Raw genomic sequence first — 20,860 nt, 5'->3', positions numbered from 1 at the left:
TATGCAATTCGAAGGACAGATTGAGCGGATCGAGGTCGTGCGCATCCCCATGCGCACGCGTTTTCGCGGCATCGACGTGCGCGAAGCAGCTCTCCTCCTCGGTCCCGAGGGCTGGGGAGAATTCTCGCCATTTCTCGAATACGGCCCCGAAGAGGCGTCGGCCTGGCTCGCCGCCGCTCTCGAGCAGGCCACCCTTCCCTTCCCAGAGCCCCTGCGCCCCTGCATCCCCATCAATGCGACGATCCCCATCGTGAGCCCGGAGCGCGCGTACGCACTTGCCCGGTCGTTCGGCGCCACCACTGCGAAAGTGAAGGTGTCCGACGCTAGCTGCGCCCACAGCGATGATGTGGCGCGAGTCGCGGCCGTGCGGGAAGCCCTGGGCGATGAGGCCAGAATTAGGGTGGATGCGAACGCCTCGTGGGAGGTGTGCGAGGCGATCGAGAAGATTCGCGAACTCGATCGCGCGGCTGGCGGTCTCGAATACGTCGAGCAACCGTGCGCGAGCGTCCGCGAGCTTGCCGAGGTGAGGCGCGGCGTGCACGTGAAGATCGCCGCGGACGAATCGGTGCGCAAAGCCGACGATCCCCTCGCCGTGGCGCGCGCGAACGCCGCCGACATCCTCGTCATGAAGGCCCAGCCGCTCGGGGGAGTACGGCGCGCCCTCGCGCTTGCGGAGCAAGCGGGGCTTCCGGTTGTGGTCTCGAGCGCGCTCGAGACGTCGGTCGGCCTCAGCGCTGGTCTCGCGTTCGCGGCGGCCCTTCCTGAGCTCGAGCATGCGTGCGGGCTCGGCACGGCGAGACTCCTCGAAGGGGACGTGTGCGAGCGCCCGCTCGTGAGTGACGACGGCACGCTTCCCGCGGGGCGCATCGACGTGAGCGAGGAGTTCATTGAGAAGTACCGCGCGAGTGAGAGTCGCGCGCGCGAATGGCATGCGCGCATTTCCCAGGCAGCCGAGGTGCTCGAGGCGCGCACGCGGTAGCCCGGTAGGCTGGGGACATGCATATTTCTGCCCCGCCTCGTGCCGGTTCGGGCGCGCTTGAGGCCGCACACGCCCTTCTTTCCTCCCTCATCGCGTGCGGGCTTCGCCACCTCGTGCTTGCTCCCGGATCGCGCTCGGCTCCGCTCGCCTATGCAGCCAGTGCCCTCGCCGAGCGCACAAGCACGGCATTCGAGGTGCACGTGCGCCACGATGAGCGATCCGCGGCGTTTACGGCTCTCGGGCTTAGTCGAGCCGGTGAGCTGGCCGCCGTCGGAACGACGAGCGGAACCGCAACCGCACACCTTCTTGCTGCCGCCATGGAAGCCCACCACAGCGGTATCCCCCTCGTGCTGCTCACGGCCGATCGACCGGCCGAGCTACGTGGGACCGGGGCGAACCAAACGACGTACCAGACGGGGCTCTTTTCGCCGTTCACCGTGCTCAATGTCGACCTTCCAGCCCCCGGTGCCCACGAAGCGAGCCACACCGATGTTCGGCTTGCGGTCGACACGGCGGCGCGCGCGGCCCACGCCGCCCTCGAGTCTCCAGGGCCCGTGCACCTCAACCTCGGTTTTCGCGATCCGCTCGCGGCGACGTGGGCGACAGTCGAGCGTGTCGAGGAAGTACTCCGCATTCCCGAACACGCTGCTTCGGCGGACCGCGCCGGTGTTCCCCTTCGCGACCTGCCCGCCCGCACCGTGGTCGTCGCCGGCGACGGGTATGACTCCGGGCGCCGAGCCGCCGCGCTCGCCACACGCCTAGGCCTGCCGCTTTTCGCCGAACCGAGCAGCAATGCACGCACGTGCGCAGAGGTCCTCGTGCCCATGTACCCGGAGGCGATCGCGCACGTCATGGGCGCGGAAGCCCACGAGCTTCGACCGCGAACTGTCATCGTCGTGGGCCACCCCACGCTTTCTCGGCCCGTGATGCGGCAACTTCTCGGCGCGGGCGACACCGAGGTCATCCTCGAAAGCAGCCGCCTTGAATGGCCCGATGCGCCTCGCAACGCCTCGCGCATCATTCCCGTGATCGACGTCGAAACCTCGAGCCTCGCCGAGGAACAGCCGAGTTACCTCGACGCGTGGAAGGACCTCGGCAGGGAACTCGACGCGCGGGGCCGTGAGCGTCTCGCGCCGCAAGCCGTGGCCGCGCTCGCGGTATGGGAGGCATGCGCGCAGGACCGCGCCCCACTCGTACTCGGCGCGAGTTCCCTCATCCGCGACCTCGAACAGCACGCGGGATCGAATAGCGCGCGCGTGTACGCCAATCGCGGCCTCGCGGGAATCGACGGCACAGTGTCGATGGCGAGCGGCATTGCCCTCGCCGAACGGAATCGCACGCGCGTCCTCCTCGGCGATGTGAGCGCGATTCACGATCTCACGGGTTTTGTCATCGGCCCCACCGAGCGCGAGCCCGAACTCGACATTGTGATCGTGGACGACAATGGCGGGCGCATCTTCTCGGGCCTTGAGCATCAGGGGGCGCCGAGCTCGGTTCTCGAACGGTTTTTCACGACGCCTCATGGGATTGATTTGGCTTCGGCGATCGAGGGGCTCGGCGTTCAGGTTGACCGCTGTGCTCCCGGTGAACTCTCAGGGCGCCTGTCGACCGCCTCACACAACGCTCGCCGCCGGGTGTTTTTTGTGGATATCGGAAGCGAACGTTCAGGAAACGGGGTTTAGATCACGCCTATGAAGAAATCACCGTCGTGGCTTGCGACCGCCACCCTCGTCCTCGTTGGCATGCTCCTCTCGTCGATCTTCACGATCGGCGCGGCAACCGGCCTCGGTCTTATGTTCTGGGGAGCGCCCGGTGAGGCCTCGCGCAGCAAGGCGCAGTCCGACAACGCGGCTGAAAGGGTCGGCCACGGTGGTGACGTTGTCGAGGACTCGTGGGTCGATACCGCCCGCGTCATCTCGCCGAGCACGGTTTCGATTCGCGTTGATACCGGCAACGGCGGTTCAGAAGGCACGGGCATCGTGTACGACGGCAAGGGCACGATCGTGACGAACGCGCACGTAGTCGCGGGCGCGATCCTCATTAACGTGACAACCTCCGATGGACGGACGTTCGATGCGACCCTCATCGGTTCGGATGAAAGCACCGACATCGCACTCGTTCGCCTCTCGAACCCGCCGAAGGATCTCACCCCGGCGACGTTCGCGGATTCCTCCGCCCTCACGGTGGGGCAGGATGTCATGGCGATGGGCACTCCTCTCGGTCTTGCGAACACGGCGACGACAGGCATCGTTTCGGCGCTCAACCGCCCCGTTGTCACGCGGCCGGAGCGCAGCGAAAACCAAGATCCCTCGACCGCGTCGTACACGTCAGCGATCCAGACCGATGCCTCGGTGAACCCCGGTAACTCGGGCGGCCCGCTCGTCAACCGTGCCGGCGAGGTGATCGGCATTAACTCGTCGATCGCGTCGAACGCGTCAAAGAGCGAGGGAGCGGGCAGTATTGGCCTCGGGTTCGCGATCCCCTCAAACACGGTGAAGCTCATCGCGGAGCAGCTTGCGAAAAACGGCAAGGCTAAGCACGCATTCCTCGGTGTGCGCATCAAGGACGGCGAAGCCAACACGGGGTCGGCCGTAGTTCAGGGCGCCCACGTCGTCGATGTGACTGCGGATAGCGCCGCGGCTAAGGCGGGAATCGCCAATGCGGATCTCGTGACGAAGGTCGACGACGTTCAGATCGGCTCCTCGTCAGCGCTGACCGCGTACGTGCGCAGTCTCGAGGTGGGCAGCACCCACACGTTTACCGTGCTGCGCGATGGGAAAGAGCGGACCGTCGATATCACGCTTCAGGGGAGCTAAGCGCCTCGAGGGCGCGCACGATCGGGCGGGTTTTGGCGAGCGCTTCTGCGTGCTCCGTGAGCGGATCGGAATCGCTCACGAGCCCACCACCCGCTTGCACCGTGAGCGTAGTGGCGCCCACGTGGGCCATGCGTAGGGCAATGGCAAGCTCGCCGTCGCCATCCGCGCCGATCCAGCCAACGGGGGAGGCGTAGCCGGCGCGGTCAACGCGCTCGAGGCGCGCGATGACTTCGTTCGCGACCGAAAGTGGCGTGCCCGAGACGGCTGCGGACGGGTGCAGCGCCCCCGCGATCTCGAGAATCCCGAGGCCCTCGGGCGCGACGCCCCGAATGTCGGTCGCCAGGTGCTCGATTCCGGGCACATGCAGTACAAAGGGGCCTTCCGACGGCGCCAGGCGCACGCCGAGCCTTTCGAGCGGTTCGCGCACCGAGCGTGCTGCGAAATCGTGCTCGGAGCGCTCTTTGGGGTCGTGGAGGAACGCCTCTCGCTCCTCGGCGCTCAGTTCCTCGTCCCCGCTCACGGGCCGCGATCCCGCGAGAACGCGCGAGAACACGGTCGAGCCCTCTGTGCGCACGAGCATCTCGGGGGAGGCGCCCACAATGTCGTCGAGTGCGAATGTCCACGCGGTGGGGTAGCGGCGGCTGAGTTGGGAGGCGAGCGCAGGCACGAGGCTTTTCGCTTCGAGTGCGCCGAGGTCGATCTCGAATCGCTCCGAAAGCACGATCTTTTCGGCCACGCCGTCGTCAATCTCCTGGACTGCTTCTTTGACGAGCCCGCGGTAGGCCTCGCCCGAATGCGCGGGTCGCATTGCGCGCGGGGCAACCGTCGGGGACTTTCCGGCCTGAAAAAGCGCGAGGACCTGCTCGGCTGAGGTGGGGGAGGTTCCGACGGCTGCTTCGTTTTCGGTGCTCACGATCGTGAGGAAGGCGCAGCCGTCTACGGATCCGAGCAAGTAGCGAGGAATCACGAGGCGTGAGGGGCGCGAGGACCCAGGGGAGTAGGAGAATGACGCGAAGGCCACGAGGCCGCTTCCGCGGAGGTTGGCGAGGTCTTCTACCTCGGCATTGTCACTCACGGCGCGAAACGCACGCGCGAGTGCATCGAAACGGTCGGGTCCTGTGGCCTCGAGCCTTGCGGCCTCACCGATTCCGATGAGGCCCCCCGATCCGTGGAGCCATAGCGCGCTTGGGTCCTCGGGGATGCGCTCGGCGATGGTGACGGGGCTGTCAAGCTGGACCGATCGCACAGAAAAACGTGGGGGATCTACCGGGGGATGGGCGTCAGGGGCTAATAAGATGGGCATGATGTCCACATTATTGCGCACCGTCTGTTTTGCTCTCGCACCTACCGCGGTTTCTACGACCAGCCAGGGGCCGCGATGAGGCGAAATGACGCGACCCCAATCTTCCTCGGAGTCACGGCCGCCGCAATCGCTTTCACGATCAACCTTTCGATCGTCGCCGTCCCGGTGCTCGTTGCGCATGGCTTCAACACCCTTACCCAGGCGAGCACGCTCGATGCCGTGATTGTGTCGCTGTGCCTCGTCGTGCTCGGTCATGGTGGCGCGCTGTCGCTTAAGGATGTGGGGATCGATGGCACGGTGGTACTCCCGCCGCTTGGGCTGACGCTCGTGTTCGCGCTCGTGTGTGGCGCGGCGATGCTGCGCACTGGTCGCTCATTGACACTCACGGAGACCTCGGGAGCTCTCAAACGCGGTGCGCTCACGGCGCTCGGGCTGATCCTTGCGGGCTTTGGAGTTTCGTACGCGCTTATGGCGACAGTTGCCTCTCTGCTTGCCCGCACTCCGGGCGTTCAGCCCGTGACGGTGAGCGCTGGCGTGAGTGCACTCGCGCTTTCGGTGATCGCCGGTGCTGCCGGCCTCATGGCGTCGCTCGTGCGGCGCAAGAGCGGGACGGCGCCGCGCGTGGGGCTGCTCGCGCTCGTGCCGGAGAAGTACGCAGCGGCGCTGCGCTCGATCGGCGTGCTCGTACTTGGACTTTTCGGCGGCGCGACAGTTGCCCTAACGGTGTGGATGGTGATTCGCCGTGACGCGATTATTCACCTTCATCGGGGCCTCGAACCGGATTTTTTTGGCACGGTTGCGCTCGTGCTTGCGGCCCTTGCCTTCTTCCCCACCATGCTCGTGTGGATGGTGGCGTTCGTGAGCGCGGGGACGGTAACGCTCGGCCCTCACACGCACACGTCGTTCGAGGGATCGCTGACGGGGGTACTGCCCGCGTTCCCGATTCTCGGCGCGGTCCCTGAGCCGGGCCACTTTTCGCCGTGGGTGTGGGCCTTTCTTCTGATACCGATCTTCGCCTCGATCGCCGCCGCTGTAGTCCTTGCCCGTCAGACCCGTGACTTCGACGTTCGCGCAAAGGTCACGTCCTGGCTCACGTACGCGATCGGCGCCCTGATCGTTCTCGCGGTGCTGTTTTTGCTCGGAAGCGGGACAATCGGCACGGCTCAACTCGCGCACGTGGGCCCGCGGCTCACGACTCTCGTGCTTCCCGTGGCACTTCTCGTGTCCGTGCCTGCCGCTCTCATTGCGGGATGGAGCCAAACGGGTCTCGACACCTGGGTTTTCTCGCAGTTCCGCGCGGGGCGTGCCCGCGTGAGGGAGGGAGCGGCCGCTCTTCGCGCACGGGTTGAAGAAGCCGAATCGAAAGATGAGGGCCTGGAACGTGGTGGGAGTGACGCCGCCGAGAGCGCGGCGGACTCATCGAGCGAAGGCTCCGAGAGGAGCGTGGACTCGGGCGGTGAGGGCATCAAGGCTGACGCCGTTGAAGACACGCTCGAGCGTGAGGAGAAACCCGAGCGCGCAGTGAGCGACGCAGACGAGGGCGGCGAGGCGCAGAGCGCACCCTCCCCTTTGCGCGAGTCAGACTAGAGGTGCAGCCACTCGAGGATCGCGCCCGGCAGGTCCTTGCCGCACGATGACACTGCCGCGTTGGTGAGCGCGGAATCGAGGCACTCCTGGTACTGGGTCATCGGGCCGTAAAACACGAGCGAAACAAGCGCGAGACCGATGACCACGATTGAGGCGGGGATCCCGAAGGCTGCCGTGACACTCGCTGAACGCCGGGCTGGCGTCGGCCACGCCACAATCAAAAGGCGCACGAGGAACACGAGGGCGCCGATGCCCGCGGGGCCCGCGAGCAGGCTAAAGGGTAGGGGCAGGAGAGTCGCACCCCACGCGAGGATCATGCACGTCGCGGCAAGCAGGAGTGCACGAGAGAACGCTTGCTGACGCTCGGGGGTAAAGGCTGGCTGGTCCTGTTGAGGGTGGTTCGGTTCGGAAGTCACGAATTCCATTGTGCCGCATGGGCGCCTACCGAAACCTACACGCGCCCCAGGCACGGGCCCCGCTACTGTTAAGACATGAACGATTTCACGTGCGTCGTGTTCATTTCCGGAACGGGGAGCAATCTTCGAGCGATCCTTGAAGCAATCGAGAAAGGGGCGCTTGCTGGCGTGAAGGTCGCCGCCGTCATCGCCGACGTCGACGCCCCCGGGTTGAGCTTCGCGCGCGATCGCGGGATTCCCGCGCACGTTGTTCCGCTCGCCGATTACTCCACGCGCGAGGACTGGAACCGCGCACTCGTCGACTGCACCGCACATTACGCCCCCGACCTCGTCGTGCTCGCGGGGTTCATGCGTCTGCTCGGAGCCCCCATGCTCGAAGCCTTCCGGGGGCGCATCATCAACACTCACCCGGCGCTCCTTCCCGCTTTCCCGGGCGCCCACGGGGTGCGCGACGCCCTCAACTACGGCGTGAAGGTGACGGGTGCGACGGTCATCGACGTCGATGAAGGGGTCGATACCGGCGCAATCATCGATCAGCGTGCCCTCACCATTCGGCCGGGTGAAAGCGAAGAAGAGCTTCACGAGCGGATCAAGGTCATCGAACGCGAGATGCTCGTGGACGTCATCGCCCGCCGAGCCCGCAACGAATAAACGCCGCGACAGCTCAACGTCACATCGCGTTCACGTGAACGCGATAGGTTTAAAGGGCAAATCGCCCAATCACACCACGACGAAGGAGCCCCGCATGTCCAAGCGTGCCGTCACGCGCGCCCTGGTCTCTGTACACGACAAGACTGGTCTCATCGAGCTCGCGACCGGTCTCCATGCGAACGGCGTCGAGATCGTTTCGACCGGCTCCACCGCGAAGGCGATCGCCGAGGCAGGAATCCCCGTGACGGCCGTGGAGAACGTGACGGGCTTTCCCGAAATTCTCGACGGCCGCGTGAAAACCCTCCACCCGAAGATCCACGGTGGTCTTCTCGCCGACCGCAACAAGCCTTCGCACGTCGCCGCGCTCGAGGAGCATGCGATCGCCCCGATCGACCTGCTCGTGTGCAACCTCTATCCCTTCGAGGACACCGTCGCGAGCGGCGCATCGTTCGACGACATCGTCGAAAAGATCGACATTGGCGGCCCCGCAATGGTGCGCAGTGCCGCAAAGAACTTCTCCACGTGCGCCGTGGTGACAAGCATCGAACAGTACGACCTGGTCGAAGGAGCCGTCGCCGACGGTGGCTTCACACGCGAAGAACGCCTCGTTCTGGCCGCAGACGCCTTCTCGCGCATCGCCGAATACGACGCCGCTATCGAGGAGTGGATGGCGGACCGTGCCGACGAAGCCCTCGGCGTCGATCCTGAAGACGAGGACCTCACGCCGCTTCGCTACGGCGAAAACTCGCATCAGAAGGCCTTCCTTGATTCGAGCCGTTCGCTGTTCGAGGATTCGACGACCCTCGCCGAGGCGGAACCGCTTGGCGGCAAGGCGATGAGCTACAACAACTATGTCGATGCCGATGCCGCGCTGCGCGCTGCCTTCGACCACCCCGAGCCGTGCGTCGCGATCATCAAGCACAACAACCCGTGCGGCATTGCCATCGCCTCCGAAGATGCCGACATCGCCGATGCCTACACGAAGGCCCACGCAACCGACCCGGTATCCGCCTTCGGTGGCGTGATCGCCGCGAACCGCCCCGTGAGCCTCGACATGGCACAGCGCGTCAGCGAGGTCTTCACCGAGGTCATCGTCGCCCCCGGCTACGAGGACGGCGCACTCGACGCTCTCAAAGCGAAGAAGAACCTGCGCATCCTCGAGATCTCCGGTGCGCCCCGCACTGATTCCACCCTCGACGGCCGCGAGATTTGGGGCGGCGTGCTCTTCCAGGAGCCCGACCGCTACCAGGCACCGGGCGACGACCCCGCGAACTGGGAGCTCGTGTGCGGTGAGCCGGCCTCGGCCGCAACCCTCGCCGACCTCGCCTTCGCGTGGCGCGCCGTGCGGGCCCCCCGTTCTAACGCGATCCTGCTCGCGAAAGATGGCGCGGCCGTGGGCGTAGGCATGGGTCAGGTGAACCGCGTTGACGCGTGCCGCCTTGCGGTGGAGCGCGCCAACACCCTCGGCGGCGAGGGCGAGGAGCGCGCACGCGGTGCGGTGGCGGCTTCCGACGCTTTCTTCCCCTTCGCTGACGGCCCTGAACAACTCATCGACGCGGGCGTGAGCGCCATCGTGCAGCCCGGAGGGTCGATCCGCGATAAGGAGGTGATCGAGGCATGCAAGAGCGCGGGAATCACCATGTACATGACGGGAACTCGCCACTTCGCGCACTGATCGCCTTTATCGCGCGGATTTTTGGCAAGTGCACCGAAGCAGAGCAGCCGTCGGAACCTTCCATCGACCCCGCCCCGGCGCCAGTCGATCCCAGCCCTGAGACCCCAATCCCCGCCCCCACGAGCGAAAGACGAGCGATGAAAAAAGGCAAGAAAGCCCCCGTGCCCGAACTCGATCTCAACGGCGAACTGCCGCACAGCAGCAACCTTCGCGAATTTATCGAGCACCTTCGCGAACTCGGCTATACCGTTGCCGATGGCCACTCGCCCGATCCTGACCTGATCGACCCGCATGGCAACCCCGTGTACACGTGGCAGGAGGGCTACCCCTACGAGACACGCATGGAGCGCGACGAGTACGAGCGCGAGAAGTATTTCCTTCAGGTCGAGCTGCTCAAGCTCCAGTACTGGCTCGAGGACGCGAAGAAGAAAGCGATCATCATTTTTGAGGGGCGCGATGCTGCCGGTAAGGGCGGTACGATCAAGCGCTTCACCGAACACCTCAACCCGCGCATGGCGCGCGTCGTCGCCCTCAACAAGCCGACCGAGCGAGAGAAGGGCCAGTGGTACTTCCAGCGCTACGTCGAGCATCTGCCGACCGAAGGCGAGATGGTGCTGTTCGACCGCTCGTGGTACAACCGCGCCGGTGTCGAGCGCGTCATGGGCTTCGCGAGCGATGAGGAATACGAAACCTTCATGAATCAAGTGCCGCACTTCGAGCGCATGCTCGTCGACTCGGGCATCCACGTCACGAAGTTCTGGTTCTCGGTCTCGCAAAAGGAGCAGCGCACCCGCTTCGCGATCCGCCAGCTCGATCCGGTCCGCCAATGGAAGCTTTCGCCCATGGACCTCGAATCGCTCGACCGCTGGGAGGCGTACGGTGCGGCAAAGGAAGAAATGTTCCGCCGCACCGACAAGAAGTATGCGCCGTGGACGATCATCCGCTCGAACGACAAGAAGCGCGCTCGCATCAACGCGATGAAGTACTTCCTCTCGCAGTTCGAATACGAGGGGAAGGACCACGAGGTCGTCGGCACGCCCGATCCGCTGCTCGTGATGCGCGGCAAGAACGAAGAGGCCGACGAATAGCCCGCTAAGCGGGGGCGGCCCGAGCTAAAGCTCGAGGTCGTCCTCGGCGATCGGGTCAGAACTGTCGAGCGCGGGGATCGCCCCCGTTGCGGTCGCCCTGTACGGCTGGGTCATGCGAGCCGGCGTCAGGATCTCATCGAGGTGCCCCTCGCTCACGAGGCCGCGCTCGAGTACGATCTCGCGCACCGACTTGCCCGTGTGGAGGGCCTGCGAGGCAATTTCCGAGGACGCCGAGTAGCCGATTACGGGCACGAGCGCCGTGACAATCCCGATCGAGTGCTCGAGGTTGCCCGCGAGAACGTCCTCGTTCACGGTGATGCCCTCGATGCAGCGCGTCGTCAGTGTGCGCATTGCTCGGGTCATGATGCGGGTCGACGTGAGGATGTTGTAGGCGATCACCGGCTCGAAGGCATTGAGCTGAAGCTGTCCGCTTTCAGCGGCGAGTGTGACCGTGAGGTCGTTTCCGATCACCTGGAACGCCACTTGATTGACGACCTCCGGGATCACGGGATTGACCTTGCCCGGCATGATGGAGCTGCCCGGCTGGACCGCGGGAAGGTTGATCTCATTGAAACCTGCGCGAGGGCCGGAGGAGAGCAGACGCAGGTCGTTGCAGATCTTCGAGACTTTGACCGCGATCCGCTTGAGCACGCCCGAAAATGTGACGAACGCGCCCGTGTCGCTCGTGGCCTCCACGAGGTCGGCGGCGAGCGTGAACTCCGTTCCCGTGATCCGCGTGAGCTCCTCGACGACGAGCGAGGCATACTTCGGGTCGGTCGTAATGCCCGTGCCGATCGCGGTCGCACCCATGTTGATTTCCCGGAAGAATCGGGCGGTTCGCGTGAGACGTTCGACGTCCTCGCTCACTGTCGTCGCCCATGCGTGGAACTCCTGCCCCACGGTCATCGGGACAGCGTCCTGCATTTGCGTGCGCCCCATTTTGAGTACGTGCTCGAACTCGTCACCTTTGGCGCGCAGCGCCTCGATCAGGCCCTGCATCGCGTCGGCAAGATCGGGGAAGCTCAAGAGGATCGCGAGGCGCACCGCCGTTGGGTAGACGTCGTTGGTGGACTGCCCGAAGTTCACGTCGTTGTTCGGGTGGAGGTATTCGTACTCGCCCCGTTCGTGACCGAGAATTTCGAGGCCGCGGTTCGCGATGACCTCGTTGGCGTTCATGTTGGTGCTCGTGCCCGCGCCGCCCTGGATGAGGTCGACGACGAAGTGCTCGTGATGCTCTCCGTTTTCGATCTCGGTGCAAGCCTGGGCGATCGCATCGGCCTTGGTCTTTTCGAGGCCGCCGAGTCGCTGGTTGGTGCGGGCCGCTGCGTGCTTGACATACGCGAGTGCCGTGACGAGCGAGGGGAAGTGGTTCAGGCGGAAATCGGAAATGCGAAAGTTCTCGAGCGCCCTGAGGGTTTGGACCCCGTAGAGGGCGTCGACTGGTACCTCGCGGTCTCCGAGGAGGTCATGCTCGATGCGCACGGCGGTCATATTGTGGTTCACGTCCTTGTGGTGGGTTGGTAGCGGTAGTGCGTCGTTGCGTTGCACGGGGTGCGACACCACTAGCGTAACCACGTCGGGCTACGATGGTTGTGTGAATCGATCGCCCTATTCCCTCGGCGCCGCCGTGCACCGCCAGCGACTTTTGCTGGTGACGCTGGGCATTGTCTTTTTCGTGGTGCTACCGATCGGGGTCTTTTTTTCTGTCCCGACCGCCGGATACGCGCTCTCGGCGCTGCTGTTTGCTCTCGCCGTGGTGCGGCTCATCCTGCCCGTGGATGCTCTCGGAGCGCTCGTGGTGAGGCGCCGGTCGATCGATGTCGCGACGATTCTCATCCTCGCCGTTCTCGTTTGCGCGCTCTCCTCGAGCCCCGGTCTCTGAGCGGTGGATTAGTCGCCGAAATCGACGCGCCCCGTATCGAGGGTGTACATTGCGTGGGCAAGCGCGAGCTCGCCCGACTCGTGCGCCGCGCGTATGAGCGGGGAACGCACGCACACTTCCGTTTTCGCTGCGGCGGCATTCACGGCAGCGGCGTCCGTGGGCGCGTCTGCCCCGGAAAGGGGAGGTTCTCCGACGGTGGCGCGGCGAGCGTCGGATCCCAAACGCCGCGAAATCTGCTCGGCAAGCGCATTGAGGTGTCCCGGGAGGAGGGCGAGTGACGTCCCGCTGGCGCGCTCTTCCATGAGGGCTTCGGCGGCGGCGACGGCCCCGCAGTTGTCGTGGCCGAGGACGAGGATCAACGGAACAGCGAGCTTATGCACCGCGAATTCCAGCGACGCAAGGACGGCGTTTTCCACCATCTGTCCAGCGGAACGCACAACAAAGAGATCGCCGAGCCCGCAGTCGAACACGATCTCGGGCGGGACGCGCGAATCGGCGCACGCGAGGACCGCCGCGAACGGTGCTTGACCCGAGGACAGGTCGAGGCGTCGATCCTCGTCGCTATTCGGGTGACGGGTCGTTCCGCTCGCAAATCGAGCGTTGCCTTCGCGCAGGCGTGCGAGTGCAGCGCGAGCGTCGATCGGGATGTGTGTCATTCGCTGATCCTTTCCGTGCGCGGTCTACGAGCGTGTGCCACGATATGAGTGTGAGCACTTCCCTGACCCGTCTGCACCAGGTATTCGAACTCGCCATGCGCATTGGCGAGGTCATGATTTCCAACGGTGCCGCGGCGGCCGACGTGACCGCGACAATGCTACGCGTGACGGCCTCCTCCGGCATTCGAAATGTGTCGGTGCAGACGACTCTCACGGAAGTGTCGGTCTCCTACTACCCGGACACGCAGTCGGCACCGTTCACGCGCATCAGCACCGCGGGCGGCTACACGTACGACTTCACGAAGCTCGACCGCGTCGATGAGATCACCACGAAATACGTGAAGGGCGAGATGGATCTTCACGAGGCGCTCCTCGCGGTTGATCGCGTGCGCTCAATGAAGCGGTATTACGGCCCGATCGTGACTACCCTCGCGTGGGTGCTCATGGGTGGCGCGTGCGCGATGTTCTTCGGCGCGGGGATTCTCGTGACAGCCTTTGCGGCTTTCGCGGCGGGCGTGTTGTGGCAGGTCTACATTCTGTTCGACAAGCTGCGGCTTCCCGTGTTTTATGCGCAAATCGCGGGGGGATTCATCGTGGTGCTCATTTCCCTCGTCGTGAACTGGCTGGACCCGACGGCGAATTCGTCGCTCGTCGTTGTCGCGTGTCTCGTCATGGTGCTTGCGGGCTCGACGTCGGTCGGGGCGATGCAGGATGCGATCACGGGATGGTACGTGACTGCCGCGGGGCGAGTGCTCGAGACGTTCATGCTGACCGTGGGCGCTGTCATCGGTATTCGTGGCGGCATGCTCATCGCCGAGTGGGTCGGCGCGGACATCTCGATCACGTCGACGATTCCAGCCACCCTGATTTCGACGCTCCTCGTGGCGATTGCGGGAGCGTTTATCGGGCTCGGTTTCGCCGTAGGTTTTCAAGTCCCGCCGCGGCTTTTGCACTGGGTGACGCTCCTGCCGGGCTTCACGGCAACGACATCGTTCCTCATCGAGGTAGCGGGTCTCGAGCGCGCGTGGGCTACCGGCATTACCGCGTTCTTCACGGGCGTGTTCGCGGTCGCCATTTCGCAACACGCAAAGGCATACGTGAACATCCTCATCGCGCCCGCGATCATCACGATGGTGCCTGGCTCGGTTATTTATCGAGGCCTCCTGGGACTGAGCGACGGAAGCAATACGGGTGCCGGCTATCTCTTGCTGGCGTGCGAGATCGCCATTGCGATTTCGGCGGGCGTGATCCTCGGTGAGCTCGTTGCGAGCCGCGCGGTGACGCTCCTTGCGAGCGGGCGCGTGCGCGTGCCGGCAATTTCACAGCCGTTTAGCACGAATCGGCGCCGCCGCATGGTGACCTTTAGGCGTCGCCGTAAGCCGGGCGCTCTCACCACGGCGATTCCAGTCGTTCACCTCGATCCCGGCGAACTTGACCCGACGATCGATCTTGAGGCCGGCCCGGAATGGCGCGAGGACGTCGACAACCTCCAGCCGGAAGCGCGCGAATCGGGATTCGAGATTGTCGAAATGGACCCCGAAGACGTCGAGATGCCGGCCATCCGCTCCGACGAGAGCGCAGATGAGGACATGAGTAGCGTCAGGCACCTCTAGACTTGAGGCATGACTGAACTACATGCTGCTCCCCGTGACGTTGAGGCAATCGACAAGGCTGCTCGCGAATTTCGCGAGGCCTTTGGCGGCGATCCGGAAGGCGTGTTTTCTGCGCCCGGCCGAGTGAACATCATCGGTGAGCACGTCGATTATCAGCAGGGGTTGTGCGTCCCGATGGCGATCTCGCATCGCTGCTTCGTCGCGGCACGCCGCACTGACGCGGGCGTCGTGCGGATGCGGTCCGTGCAGTCAGGCGAGACGGTCGAGGCGCCCGTTGCGACTCTCGCCCCGGGGGCCGTCGAAGGCTGGGCTTCATACGTCGCGGGGGTCGTGTGGGCGCTCGCGGAACACTTCGAGGACGAAACGCCGTGCGGCTTCGACCTCTTGATCGACGGCTACGTTCCCCTCGGCGCCGGCCTCAGCTCGAGCGCAGCCCTCGAATGCGCGGTCGCGGCCGCGATCGATGAGCTGTGCGAGCTCGGGACTACTCCCCACGACCGTATTCGCGCGGCGATCAAGGCGGAAACGCACTTCGCTGGTGCGGCAACCGGCGGGCTCGATCAGTCGGCCTCGATCCTGTGCGAGGAAGGGCACGCCATCGTACTCGATTGCCGAGACTTTTCGACGACGTCGGTCCCGTGGGATCTCGCGGGACAGAGTCTCGAGCTGCTCATTATCGATACGCGAGCTCCTCACAGCCTCGTGGGTGGCGAGTACGCGGAGCGCAGGGCGCAAGCGGAGGCGGGGGCGCGTGCGCTCGGCGTGGACAGTCTGCGCGACGTGCCATTCGAGCGGGCTTTGGATGCGTGCGAGGGCCTTACCGATCCCGTTGTGCAAAAGCGTAGCCGCCACATCATTCACGAGATCGAGCGCGTGCGCGAATTTGCCGCGGCGCTCGAGGCGGGCTCGATCCGCGACAACCTCGAGAAGATTGCCGGCCTGCTCAACGCCTCGCACGATTCACTACGCGACGATTACGAGGTCACCGTTCCCGAGCTCGACGTCGCCGTCGATGCAGCGCGCGCGGCGGGGGCGCACGGTGCGCGCATGACCGGCGGCGGCTTTGGCGGGAGCGTGATCGCTCTCGTCGATGCGGACAGGGTGGAGGCCGTCGCGGGCGCGGTGGCACGCGCATTCGCCGAGCACTCGTTCACCGCCCCGGCGTTCTTCCTCGCAACGCCGAGCCGCGGCGCGGGCCGAGACCGCTAAGACGCGCTCAAGCCGCGCCTTCGTACCACTCGCGCACGCGTTCGAGCTGCGCTGCCTTGTGCGCGTCGCTCATGCGCGAGGCGCGGATTGATCCGGCGGCGAGGTCGGCGATTTCTCGGTCGCTCATGCCCATTGCGCGCACGGCTTCGTATTGGGCGAGAAGGCGCGAACCGAAAAGGAGCGGGTCGTCCGCGCCGAGGGCGATCGTGGCACCGGAGCGTGCGAGCTGCGGTACGGGCACATCGCCGATATCGCCATACACGCCGAGGGAAACGTTCGACGCCGGGCACACTTCGAGGGCAATGTCGCGCTCCACGAGTGTGTCGAGCAGTCGAGGATCCTCGATCGCGCGCACGCCGTGGCCGAGGCGGGTGGGCCTCAACGCCTCGACGACCTCGTGGATGTGCGGCGGGCCGAGGAGCTCGCCGCCGTGGGGCATCGCGGCGAGGCCCCCGTTGTGGGCAATTCTGAACGCCCCCGCAAACGCACTCGTATCCCCGCGCCGCTCGTCGTTGGACAGACCGAATCCGATCACGGTCCCCGCATGCTTGACGGCAAGGCGGGCGAGGATGCGGGCATCGAGCGGGTGGCGCATGCGGCTCGCCGCGACGATGATCCCCATGGAGATTCCGAGGTCGCGCTCGATCGCGCGGGCCTCGTCCACGATGATCTCGATTGCGGGGGTAATGCCGCCCACGAACGGTGCGTAACTCGTGGGATCAATTTGCAGCTCGAGCCGTACGGAGCCCTCGGCGAGATCATCCTCGGCGGCCTCGCGAAGGAGGCGGCGCATAATCGTCTCGCTGTTGACGACGGTGCGTGCGGCGTCGTAGAAGCGCTGGAAGCGGAACCAGCCGCGCGCGCTCGGCTCGACCTTGAGCGCGGTCTGTTCCGTGAGCGTGCGCGGCAACCGCAACTTCTGTGCGGCCGCGAGCTCCTGCAACGTGTCGTGACGCATCGAGCCCGTGAAGTGCAGGTGCAGGTGAGCCTTGGGCAGCGCGCGCAGGTCTCGCTTGCCTTCGCGATTGGGGTGTGGATTTCCGACGGTTGCCATGGCTAGCCGAGCACCTTCTGAAGTCGAGCAACGCCCTTCGCCAGGTCTACGTCGGAAAGCGCATAGCTGAGGCGGAGGTGACCCGGCGCATCGAAAGCCTCCCCGGGCACGAGTGCAACCTTGGCGCGCTCGAGGATGAGTGCGGCGAGTTCGGCCGACGTGGTGACGCGCGTGCCGTCGATCTCGCGCCCCAGAAGGCCCGTGACATCGGGGAAGGCGTAGAACGCCCCGCGAGGAGTCGGCAGCGTGAGACCTTCGATCTCGCTGAGCATGTCGACCATCGTGCGGCGTCGCCGATCGAACGCTTCACGCATTGTGTCGAGCGGTTCGGTGGGGCCCGTCAGCGCGGCGATGGCGGCGCGCTGGGCAACGTTGTTGACGTTCGAGGTCAGGTGGCTTTGGAGCCGCGCAACGCCCTGGGCGATGTCCGGCGGAGCGATCAACCAGCCGACGCGCCAGCCGGTCATGGCGAACGTCTTGGCGACGCCGTTGACGAGGATCGTGCGATCCTCGAGCTCGGGCACCACGTCAAGGATCGAATGGAACGTCGCGCCGTCATAAACGAGGTGCTGATAGATCTCATCGGAGAGCACCCACAGATCGTTCTCGAGTGCCCAACGCCCGAACTCTTCCACCTGAGCGCGGCTCATGACCGCCCCCGTAGGGTTCGACGGTGAACACAGCAGCACGACCTTCGAACGCGGCGTGCGGGCGGCCTCGAGCTGCTCGATCGAGGGGATATAGCCCTGGTCGGCGCCCGCGCGCACGGCGATGGGAACTCCGCCCGCAAGCCGAACTGCCTCCGGATACGTTGTCCAGTAGGGCGCTGGCAGGATGGCTTCATCGCCCGGATCGAGGAGCGCTGCGAGTGCTTCGTATACGGCCTGCTTCCCGCCGTTGGTGACGATGATGCGTGAGGCATCGACGCGAACGCGGTCGCTCTCAAAGGTCTGGTGCGCGATCGCCTCCTTGAGCTCTGGAAGGCCGGTCGCGGGGGAGTAGCGGTGATTCTTTGGATCGCGAGCGGCGGCGATCGCAGCTTCGACGATGTGTTCGGGCGTGGGGAAATCCGGCTCGCCAGCGCCGAAGCCTATGACGTCTTCTCCTTGCGCGGCGAGAGCCTTCGCCTTCGCGTCAACGGCGAGAGTGGCCGACTCAGCGATCGATGTGAGGCGCGCAGAAAGGCGCCGTTCGTGCGGTGTGGAGGTGGAGTCATCGAAGCTCATAGATTCGATCTTGTCAGAAAAAGCAGAGCGTCGCGTGAAACCCGTGCGTCACGCGCCCGCAAAGGACGCCAGCGCCTGATTCAAGCCGAGTGCGTCACACAATCGCGATAAGGGCCCTCGTGACTAGACCGCGGCGTTCAATTGCCCTATGATCGTATCTGGCCCTTTTTGAGGGCTTCGCTCCTCGGGCAGTGCTCGTGAAGCACAGGGCAGTGGCGCAATTGGTAGCGCAACGGTCTCCAAAACCGTAGGTTGCAGGTTCGAGTCCTGTCTGCCCTGCTTTTTCTTTAAGCGGTAATCCCCAGCGCCCGATCGACACGTTGCCGACGTCGAGATGGAGAAGGAAAACGATGAGCGTTCACCCCGAGACCGACCCCACTCGTGGCGACTTCAAGCAAGAGTCGACCATCGGCACGAAGAACCCCTTCAAGGCGTGCTGGATCTTCCTCCAGCAGGTTTTCACGGAACTGCGCAAGGTTGTCACGCCGACCGGTCGCGAAATGGTCACCTACACGATTGCGGTTGTCGCGTTCGTCGTGTTCATGATCCTTCTCGTGTTCGGCATGGACTTCGTGTTCGGCTCGCTCACGCGCGCACTGTTCACGGCGCACTGAGATTTTCGAGAGTAAGGAAACGATACTCGTGGCAGAAGATATGCACGACGACCTCGCAAACGAGGCCCTCGACACCACCCCGGAAGTGGCCGACGCCCCCGAGAGCGGCGAAGCTCCCGAAAACGCAGCGCACGCGGAGGAAGCCGAGGGCGCAGAGGCCCCCGTCGTTCTCGACGAAAACTCGGAGAGCGCGGTTGAGGATCCGGTTGTGGCCCTCAAGCGTCACCTGCGTTCCGCACCCGGCGAGTGGTACGTCATCCATTCCTACTCGGGTCACGAAAATCGTGTGAAGACCCAGCTGCTCACGCGCACCGAAACGCAGGACATGGAGGATTACATCTTCCAGGTCGAGGTGCCCATGGAGGATGCGACCGAGGTCAAGAACGGTCAAAAGAAGATCGTGCGCCGCGTGCGCATTCCCGGCTACGTGTACGTGCGCATGGATCTCACCGAAGCTTCGTGGCGAGTGGTGCGTGACACCCCGGGCGTGACCGGCTTTGTGGGAAACAGCACCGATCCTGTACCTCTCTCGTTCGATGAGATTTACTCTCTGTTGGCGCCGTCGGTCAACCTCCCCGAGAAGAAGAAGTCCTCTTCTTCCAAGGCCAAGGAAAAGGCCATCCCGGCGTTCGAGGTGGGCGAGTCCGTCACCGTCATGGACGGCCCCTTCGAAACGATGCCCGCCACGATCGCGGACATCGACAACACCAACCAGAAACTTCGGGTTCTCGTGTCGATCTTCGGCCGCGAGACCCCGCTCGAGTTGGGCTTCGAGCAGGTCGCCAAGATCTGAAAACGCCCGCCCGCACTCGCGGGACCGTAGTGGGAGGGTGCCGAACGGTATCCGCCCGAACCACGACAAGAAGGAAGAGCAATGGCTCCCAAGAAAAAGGTCGCGAGCATTATCAAGCTCCAGATCCAGGCTGGACAGGCGACGCCTGCTCCGCCGATCGGCCCGGCACTCGGTGCCGCCGGTGTGAACATCGTTGAGTTCACCAAGGCCTACAACGCCGCCACCGAAAGCCAGCGCGGCAACATCGTCCCGGTTGAGATCACCGTGTACGAGGATCGCTCGTTCACGTTCATCACCAAGACTCCGCCCGCTGCACGCCTCCTCCTCAAGGCCGCAGGCCTTGACAAGGGCTCACCCGTGCCCCACACCCAGAAGGTGGGCAAGGTGACCATGGAGCAGGTCAAGGAGATCGCGCAGACCAAGATGCCCGATCTCAACGCAAACGATATTGACGCCGCCGCGAAGATCGTGGCTGGAACCGCGCGTTCCATGGGCATCACGGTGGAGGGCTGATCCAAATGGCAAAGAAATCAAAGGCATTCCAGGACGCCGCCGCACTCATTGAGGAAGGTCGCCACTACGCGCCCCTCGATGCCGTGCGCATCGTCAAGAAGTCCGGTTCCAAGAAGACCGACTCGACCGTTGAGGTCGCCATGCGCCTGAGCGTTGACCCCCGCAAGGCGGACCAGATGGTGCGCGGCACCGTCAACCTCCCGCACGGCACCGGTAAGACCGCCCGCGTCATCGTGTTCGCGACCGGCCCCCAGGCCGAGGCAGCACGCGCCGCAGGCGCCGACGAGGTCGGCGACGACGACCTCATCGAGAAAGTTGCAGGCGGCTGGACCGACTTCGACACCGCCGTGGCAACCCCGAACCTCATGGGTAAGGTGGGCCGCCTTGGCCGCGTGCTCGGTCCCCGTGGCCTCATGCCGAACCCCAAGACCGGCACCGTCACGATGGACACCGCGAAGGCTGTCAGCGACATCAAGGGCGGCAAGATCGACTTCCGCGTTGACCGTGCTGCCAACCTTCACTTCATCATCGGCAAGGCCTCGTTCACCGAGAAGCAGCTCGTGGAGAACTACGTTGCAGCTCTCGAGGAGATCCTGCGCCTCAAGCCGGCGAGCTCGAAGGGCCGCTACATCTCGAAGGTCACGATGTCCACGACCTTCGGTCCCGGTGTTCCGATCGACGTGAACCGTACGCGCAACCTCACCGAGGAGACCGACGAGGCCTGAGCCTCGAAGCTCCCGGAGAGCACAGCATAAAAGAGTGGGCCCCGCGCAATGCGCGGGGCC

Annotated in this window: 20 protein-coding genes and 1 tRNA gene; 15 read left to right on the top strand and 6 right to left on the bottom strand. The window is 64.8% G+C overall.

The features are described from left to right. The first annotated feature begins 1 nt into the window (after nt 1). The 3 genes from HMPREF3176_RS02680 to HMPREF3176_RS02670 are packed head-to-tail and all read left to right on the top strand — an operon-like array spanning nt 2 to nt 3,795. Complete coding sequence (locus HMPREF3176_RS02680) at nt 2-979, top strand: o-succinylbenzoate synthase (RefSeq protein WP_070458009.1); 978 nt, start codon at nt 2-4, stop codon at nt 977-979. Between the two features lie 17 nt (nt 980-996). Continuing rightward, entirely contained in the window at nt 997-2,661 is a 1,665-nt protein-coding gene (menD, locus tag HMPREF3176_RS02675; RefSeq protein WP_070458006.1) for a 2-succinyl-5-enolpyruvyl-6-hydroxy-3-cyclohexene-1-carboxylic-acid synthase, read from the top strand. A 9-nt stretch (nt 2,662-2,670) separates the two neighbouring features. Further along, nucleotides 2,671-3,795 (top strand): S1C family serine protease, encoded by a 1,125-nt coding sequence (locus HMPREF3176_RS02670; protein WP_070458004.1) that lies wholly within the window; start codon nt 2,671-2,673, stop codon nt 3,793-3,795. On the opposite strand, the gene HMPREF3176_RS02665 is transcribed toward HMPREF3176_RS02670, so the two are convergent. Further along, nucleotides 3,776-5,041: an isochorismate synthase gene (locus HMPREF3176_RS02665; protein WP_246826631.1), complete on the bottom strand. Its 1,266-nt coding sequence runs from the start codon at nt 5,039-5,041 to the stop codon at nt 3,776-3,778. The two genes, HMPREF3176_RS02670 and HMPREF3176_RS02665, sit on opposite strands and share 20 nt — an antisense overlap. A 132-nt stretch (nt 5,042-5,173) precedes the next feature. On the opposite strand from HMPREF3176_RS02665, the gene HMPREF3176_RS02660 reads away from it, so the two are divergent. After that, complete coding sequence (locus HMPREF3176_RS02660) at nt 5,174-6,685, top strand: cell division protein PerM (protein ID WP_070457997.1); 1,512 nt, start codon at nt 5,174-5,176, stop codon at nt 6,683-6,685. Here the strand turns inward: HMPREF3176_RS02660 and HMPREF3176_RS02655 are convergent. Further along, the gene (locus HMPREF3176_RS02655) at nt 6,682-7,101 is read right to left on the bottom strand and encodes a hypothetical protein (protein WP_141740596.1); all 420 of its coding nucleotides are present in this window, start codon (nt 7,099-7,101) and stop codon (nt 6,682-6,684) included. The genes HMPREF3176_RS02660 and HMPREF3176_RS02655 overlap by 4 nt on opposite strands. 75 nt (nt 7,102-7,176) lie before the next feature. On the opposite strand from HMPREF3176_RS02655, the gene purN reads away from it, so the two are divergent. The 3 genes from purN to ppk2 all read left to right on the top strand — a co-directional run bounded on the left by purN (nt 7,177) and on the right by ppk2 (nt 10,515). Beyond that, nucleotides 7,177-7,752, top strand: coding sequence for a phosphoribosylglycinamide formyltransferase (gene purN, locus HMPREF3176_RS02650; protein ID WP_016663988.1), 576 nt, complete (start codon nt 7,177-7,179; stop codon nt 7,750-7,752). 94 nt (nt 7,753-7,846) lie between these two features. After that, nucleotides 7,847-9,427: a bifunctional phosphoribosylaminoimidazolecarboxamide formyltransferase/IMP cyclohydrolase gene (gene purH, locus HMPREF3176_RS02645; protein ID WP_070457994.1), complete on the top strand. Its 1,581-nt coding sequence runs from the start codon at nt 7,847-7,849 to the stop codon at nt 9,425-9,427. Between the two features lie 137 nt (nt 9,428-9,564). Then, on the top strand, nt 9,565-10,515 hold the full coding sequence (ppk2, locus tag HMPREF3176_RS02640) for a polyphosphate kinase 2 (protein ID WP_051120632.1): 951 nt from the start codon (nt 9,565-9,567) through the stop codon (nt 10,513-10,515). A gap of 24 nt (nt 10,516-10,539) precedes the next feature. Here ppk2 and HMPREF3176_RS02635 read toward each other — a convergent pair whose 3' ends face one another. Then, the gene (locus HMPREF3176_RS02635; protein ID WP_070457991.1) at nt 10,540-12,006 is read right to left on the bottom strand and encodes an aspartate ammonia-lyase; all 1,467 of its coding nucleotides are present in this window, start codon (nt 12,004-12,006) and stop codon (nt 10,540-10,542) included. A 103-nt stretch (nt 12,007-12,109) separates the two neighbouring features. On the opposite strand from HMPREF3176_RS02635, the gene HMPREF3176_RS02630 reads away from it, so the two are divergent. Then, nucleotides 12,110-12,397, top strand: a complete 288-nt coding sequence (locus HMPREF3176_RS02630) for a DUF3017 domain-containing protein (protein WP_070435468.1) — start codon at nt 12,110-12,112, stop codon at nt 12,395-12,397. An 8-nt stretch (nt 12,398-12,405) separates the two neighbouring features. Here the strand turns inward: HMPREF3176_RS02630 and HMPREF3176_RS02625 are convergent, their stop codons facing one another. Continuing rightward, nucleotides 12,406-13,053, bottom strand: coding sequence for a carbonic anhydrase (locus tag HMPREF3176_RS02625; protein WP_070457988.1), 648 nt, complete (start codon nt 13,051-13,053; stop codon nt 12,406-12,408). Nucleotides 13,054-13,103: 50 nt separating this feature from the next. Here HMPREF3176_RS02625 and HMPREF3176_RS02620 point away from each other — a divergent pair, with 50 nt between their 5' ends. Both HMPREF3176_RS02620 and galK read left to right on the top strand, forming a co-directional pair. Next, entirely contained in the window at nt 13,104-14,666 is a 1,563-nt protein-coding gene (locus tag HMPREF3176_RS02620; protein WP_168161937.1) for a threonine/serine exporter family protein, read from the top strand. Between the two features lie 9 nt (nt 14,667-14,675). Next, a complete protein-coding gene (gene galK / locus HMPREF3176_RS02615; protein ID WP_070457983.1) occupies nt 14,676-15,875 on the top strand; it encodes a galactokinase in 1,200 nt (399 codons plus the stop codon). A gap of 7 nt (nt 15,876-15,882) precedes the next feature. On the opposite strand, the gene HMPREF3176_RS02610 is transcribed toward galK, so the two are convergent. Next, nucleotides 15,883-16,929, bottom strand: a complete 1,047-nt coding sequence (locus tag HMPREF3176_RS02610; protein WP_070457980.1) for an adenosine deaminase — start codon at nt 16,927-16,929, stop codon at nt 15,883-15,885. A gap of 2 nt (nt 16,930-16,931) precedes the next feature. Then, nucleotides 16,932-18,155 carry a pyridoxal phosphate-dependent aminotransferase gene (locus HMPREF3176_RS02605; protein ID WP_070457977.1) on the bottom strand — a complete coding sequence of 408 codons (1,224 nt, stop codon included), beginning with the start codon at nt 18,153-18,155 and terminating at the stop codon, nt 16,932-16,934. A gap of 206 nt (nt 18,156-18,361) precedes the next feature. Between HMPREF3176_RS02605 and HMPREF3176_RS02600 the strand changes: the two genes are divergently transcribed. From HMPREF3176_RS02600 to rplA, 5 genes are all read left to right on the top strand, one after another. Continuing rightward, nucleotides 18,362-18,434, top strand: a tRNA-Trp gene (locus HMPREF3176_RS02600). A 71-nt stretch (nt 18,435-18,505) separates the two neighbouring features. Continuing rightward, complete coding sequence (gene secE / locus HMPREF3176_RS02595) at nt 18,506-18,769, top strand: preprotein translocase subunit SecE (protein ID WP_070457974.1); 264 nt, start codon at nt 18,506-18,508, stop codon at nt 18,767-18,769. 28 nt (nt 18,770-18,797) lie between these two features. After that, entirely contained in the window at nt 18,798-19,562 is a 765-nt protein-coding gene (gene nusG, locus HMPREF3176_RS02590; RefSeq protein ID WP_070457971.1) for a transcription termination/antitermination protein NusG, read from the top strand. Between the two features lie 81 nt (nt 19,563-19,643). Further along, on the top strand, nt 19,644-20,075 hold the full coding sequence (rplK, locus tag HMPREF3176_RS02585) for a 50S ribosomal protein L11 (protein ID WP_016664000.1): 432 nt from the start codon (nt 19,644-19,646) through the stop codon (nt 20,073-20,075). 5 nt (nt 20,076-20,080) lie between these two features. Next, nucleotides 20,081-20,800: a 50S ribosomal protein L1 gene (gene rplA, locus HMPREF3176_RS02580; protein ID WP_016664001.1), complete on the top strand. Its 720-nt coding sequence runs from the start codon at nt 20,081-20,083 to the stop codon at nt 20,798-20,800. Nucleotides 20,801-20,860 lie beyond the last annotated feature (60 nt).

Origin of the sequence: Dermabacter sp. HMSC08H10 (assembly GCF_001807585.1) — a bacterium.
GTDB classification, from domain to species: domain Bacteria; phylum Actinomycetota; class Actinomycetes; order Actinomycetales; family Dermabacteraceae; genus Dermabacter; species Dermabacter hominis.
The sequence above is the reverse complement of the archived record's forward strand: the minus strand, read 5'-3'. Positions and strand labels throughout refer to the sequence as shown.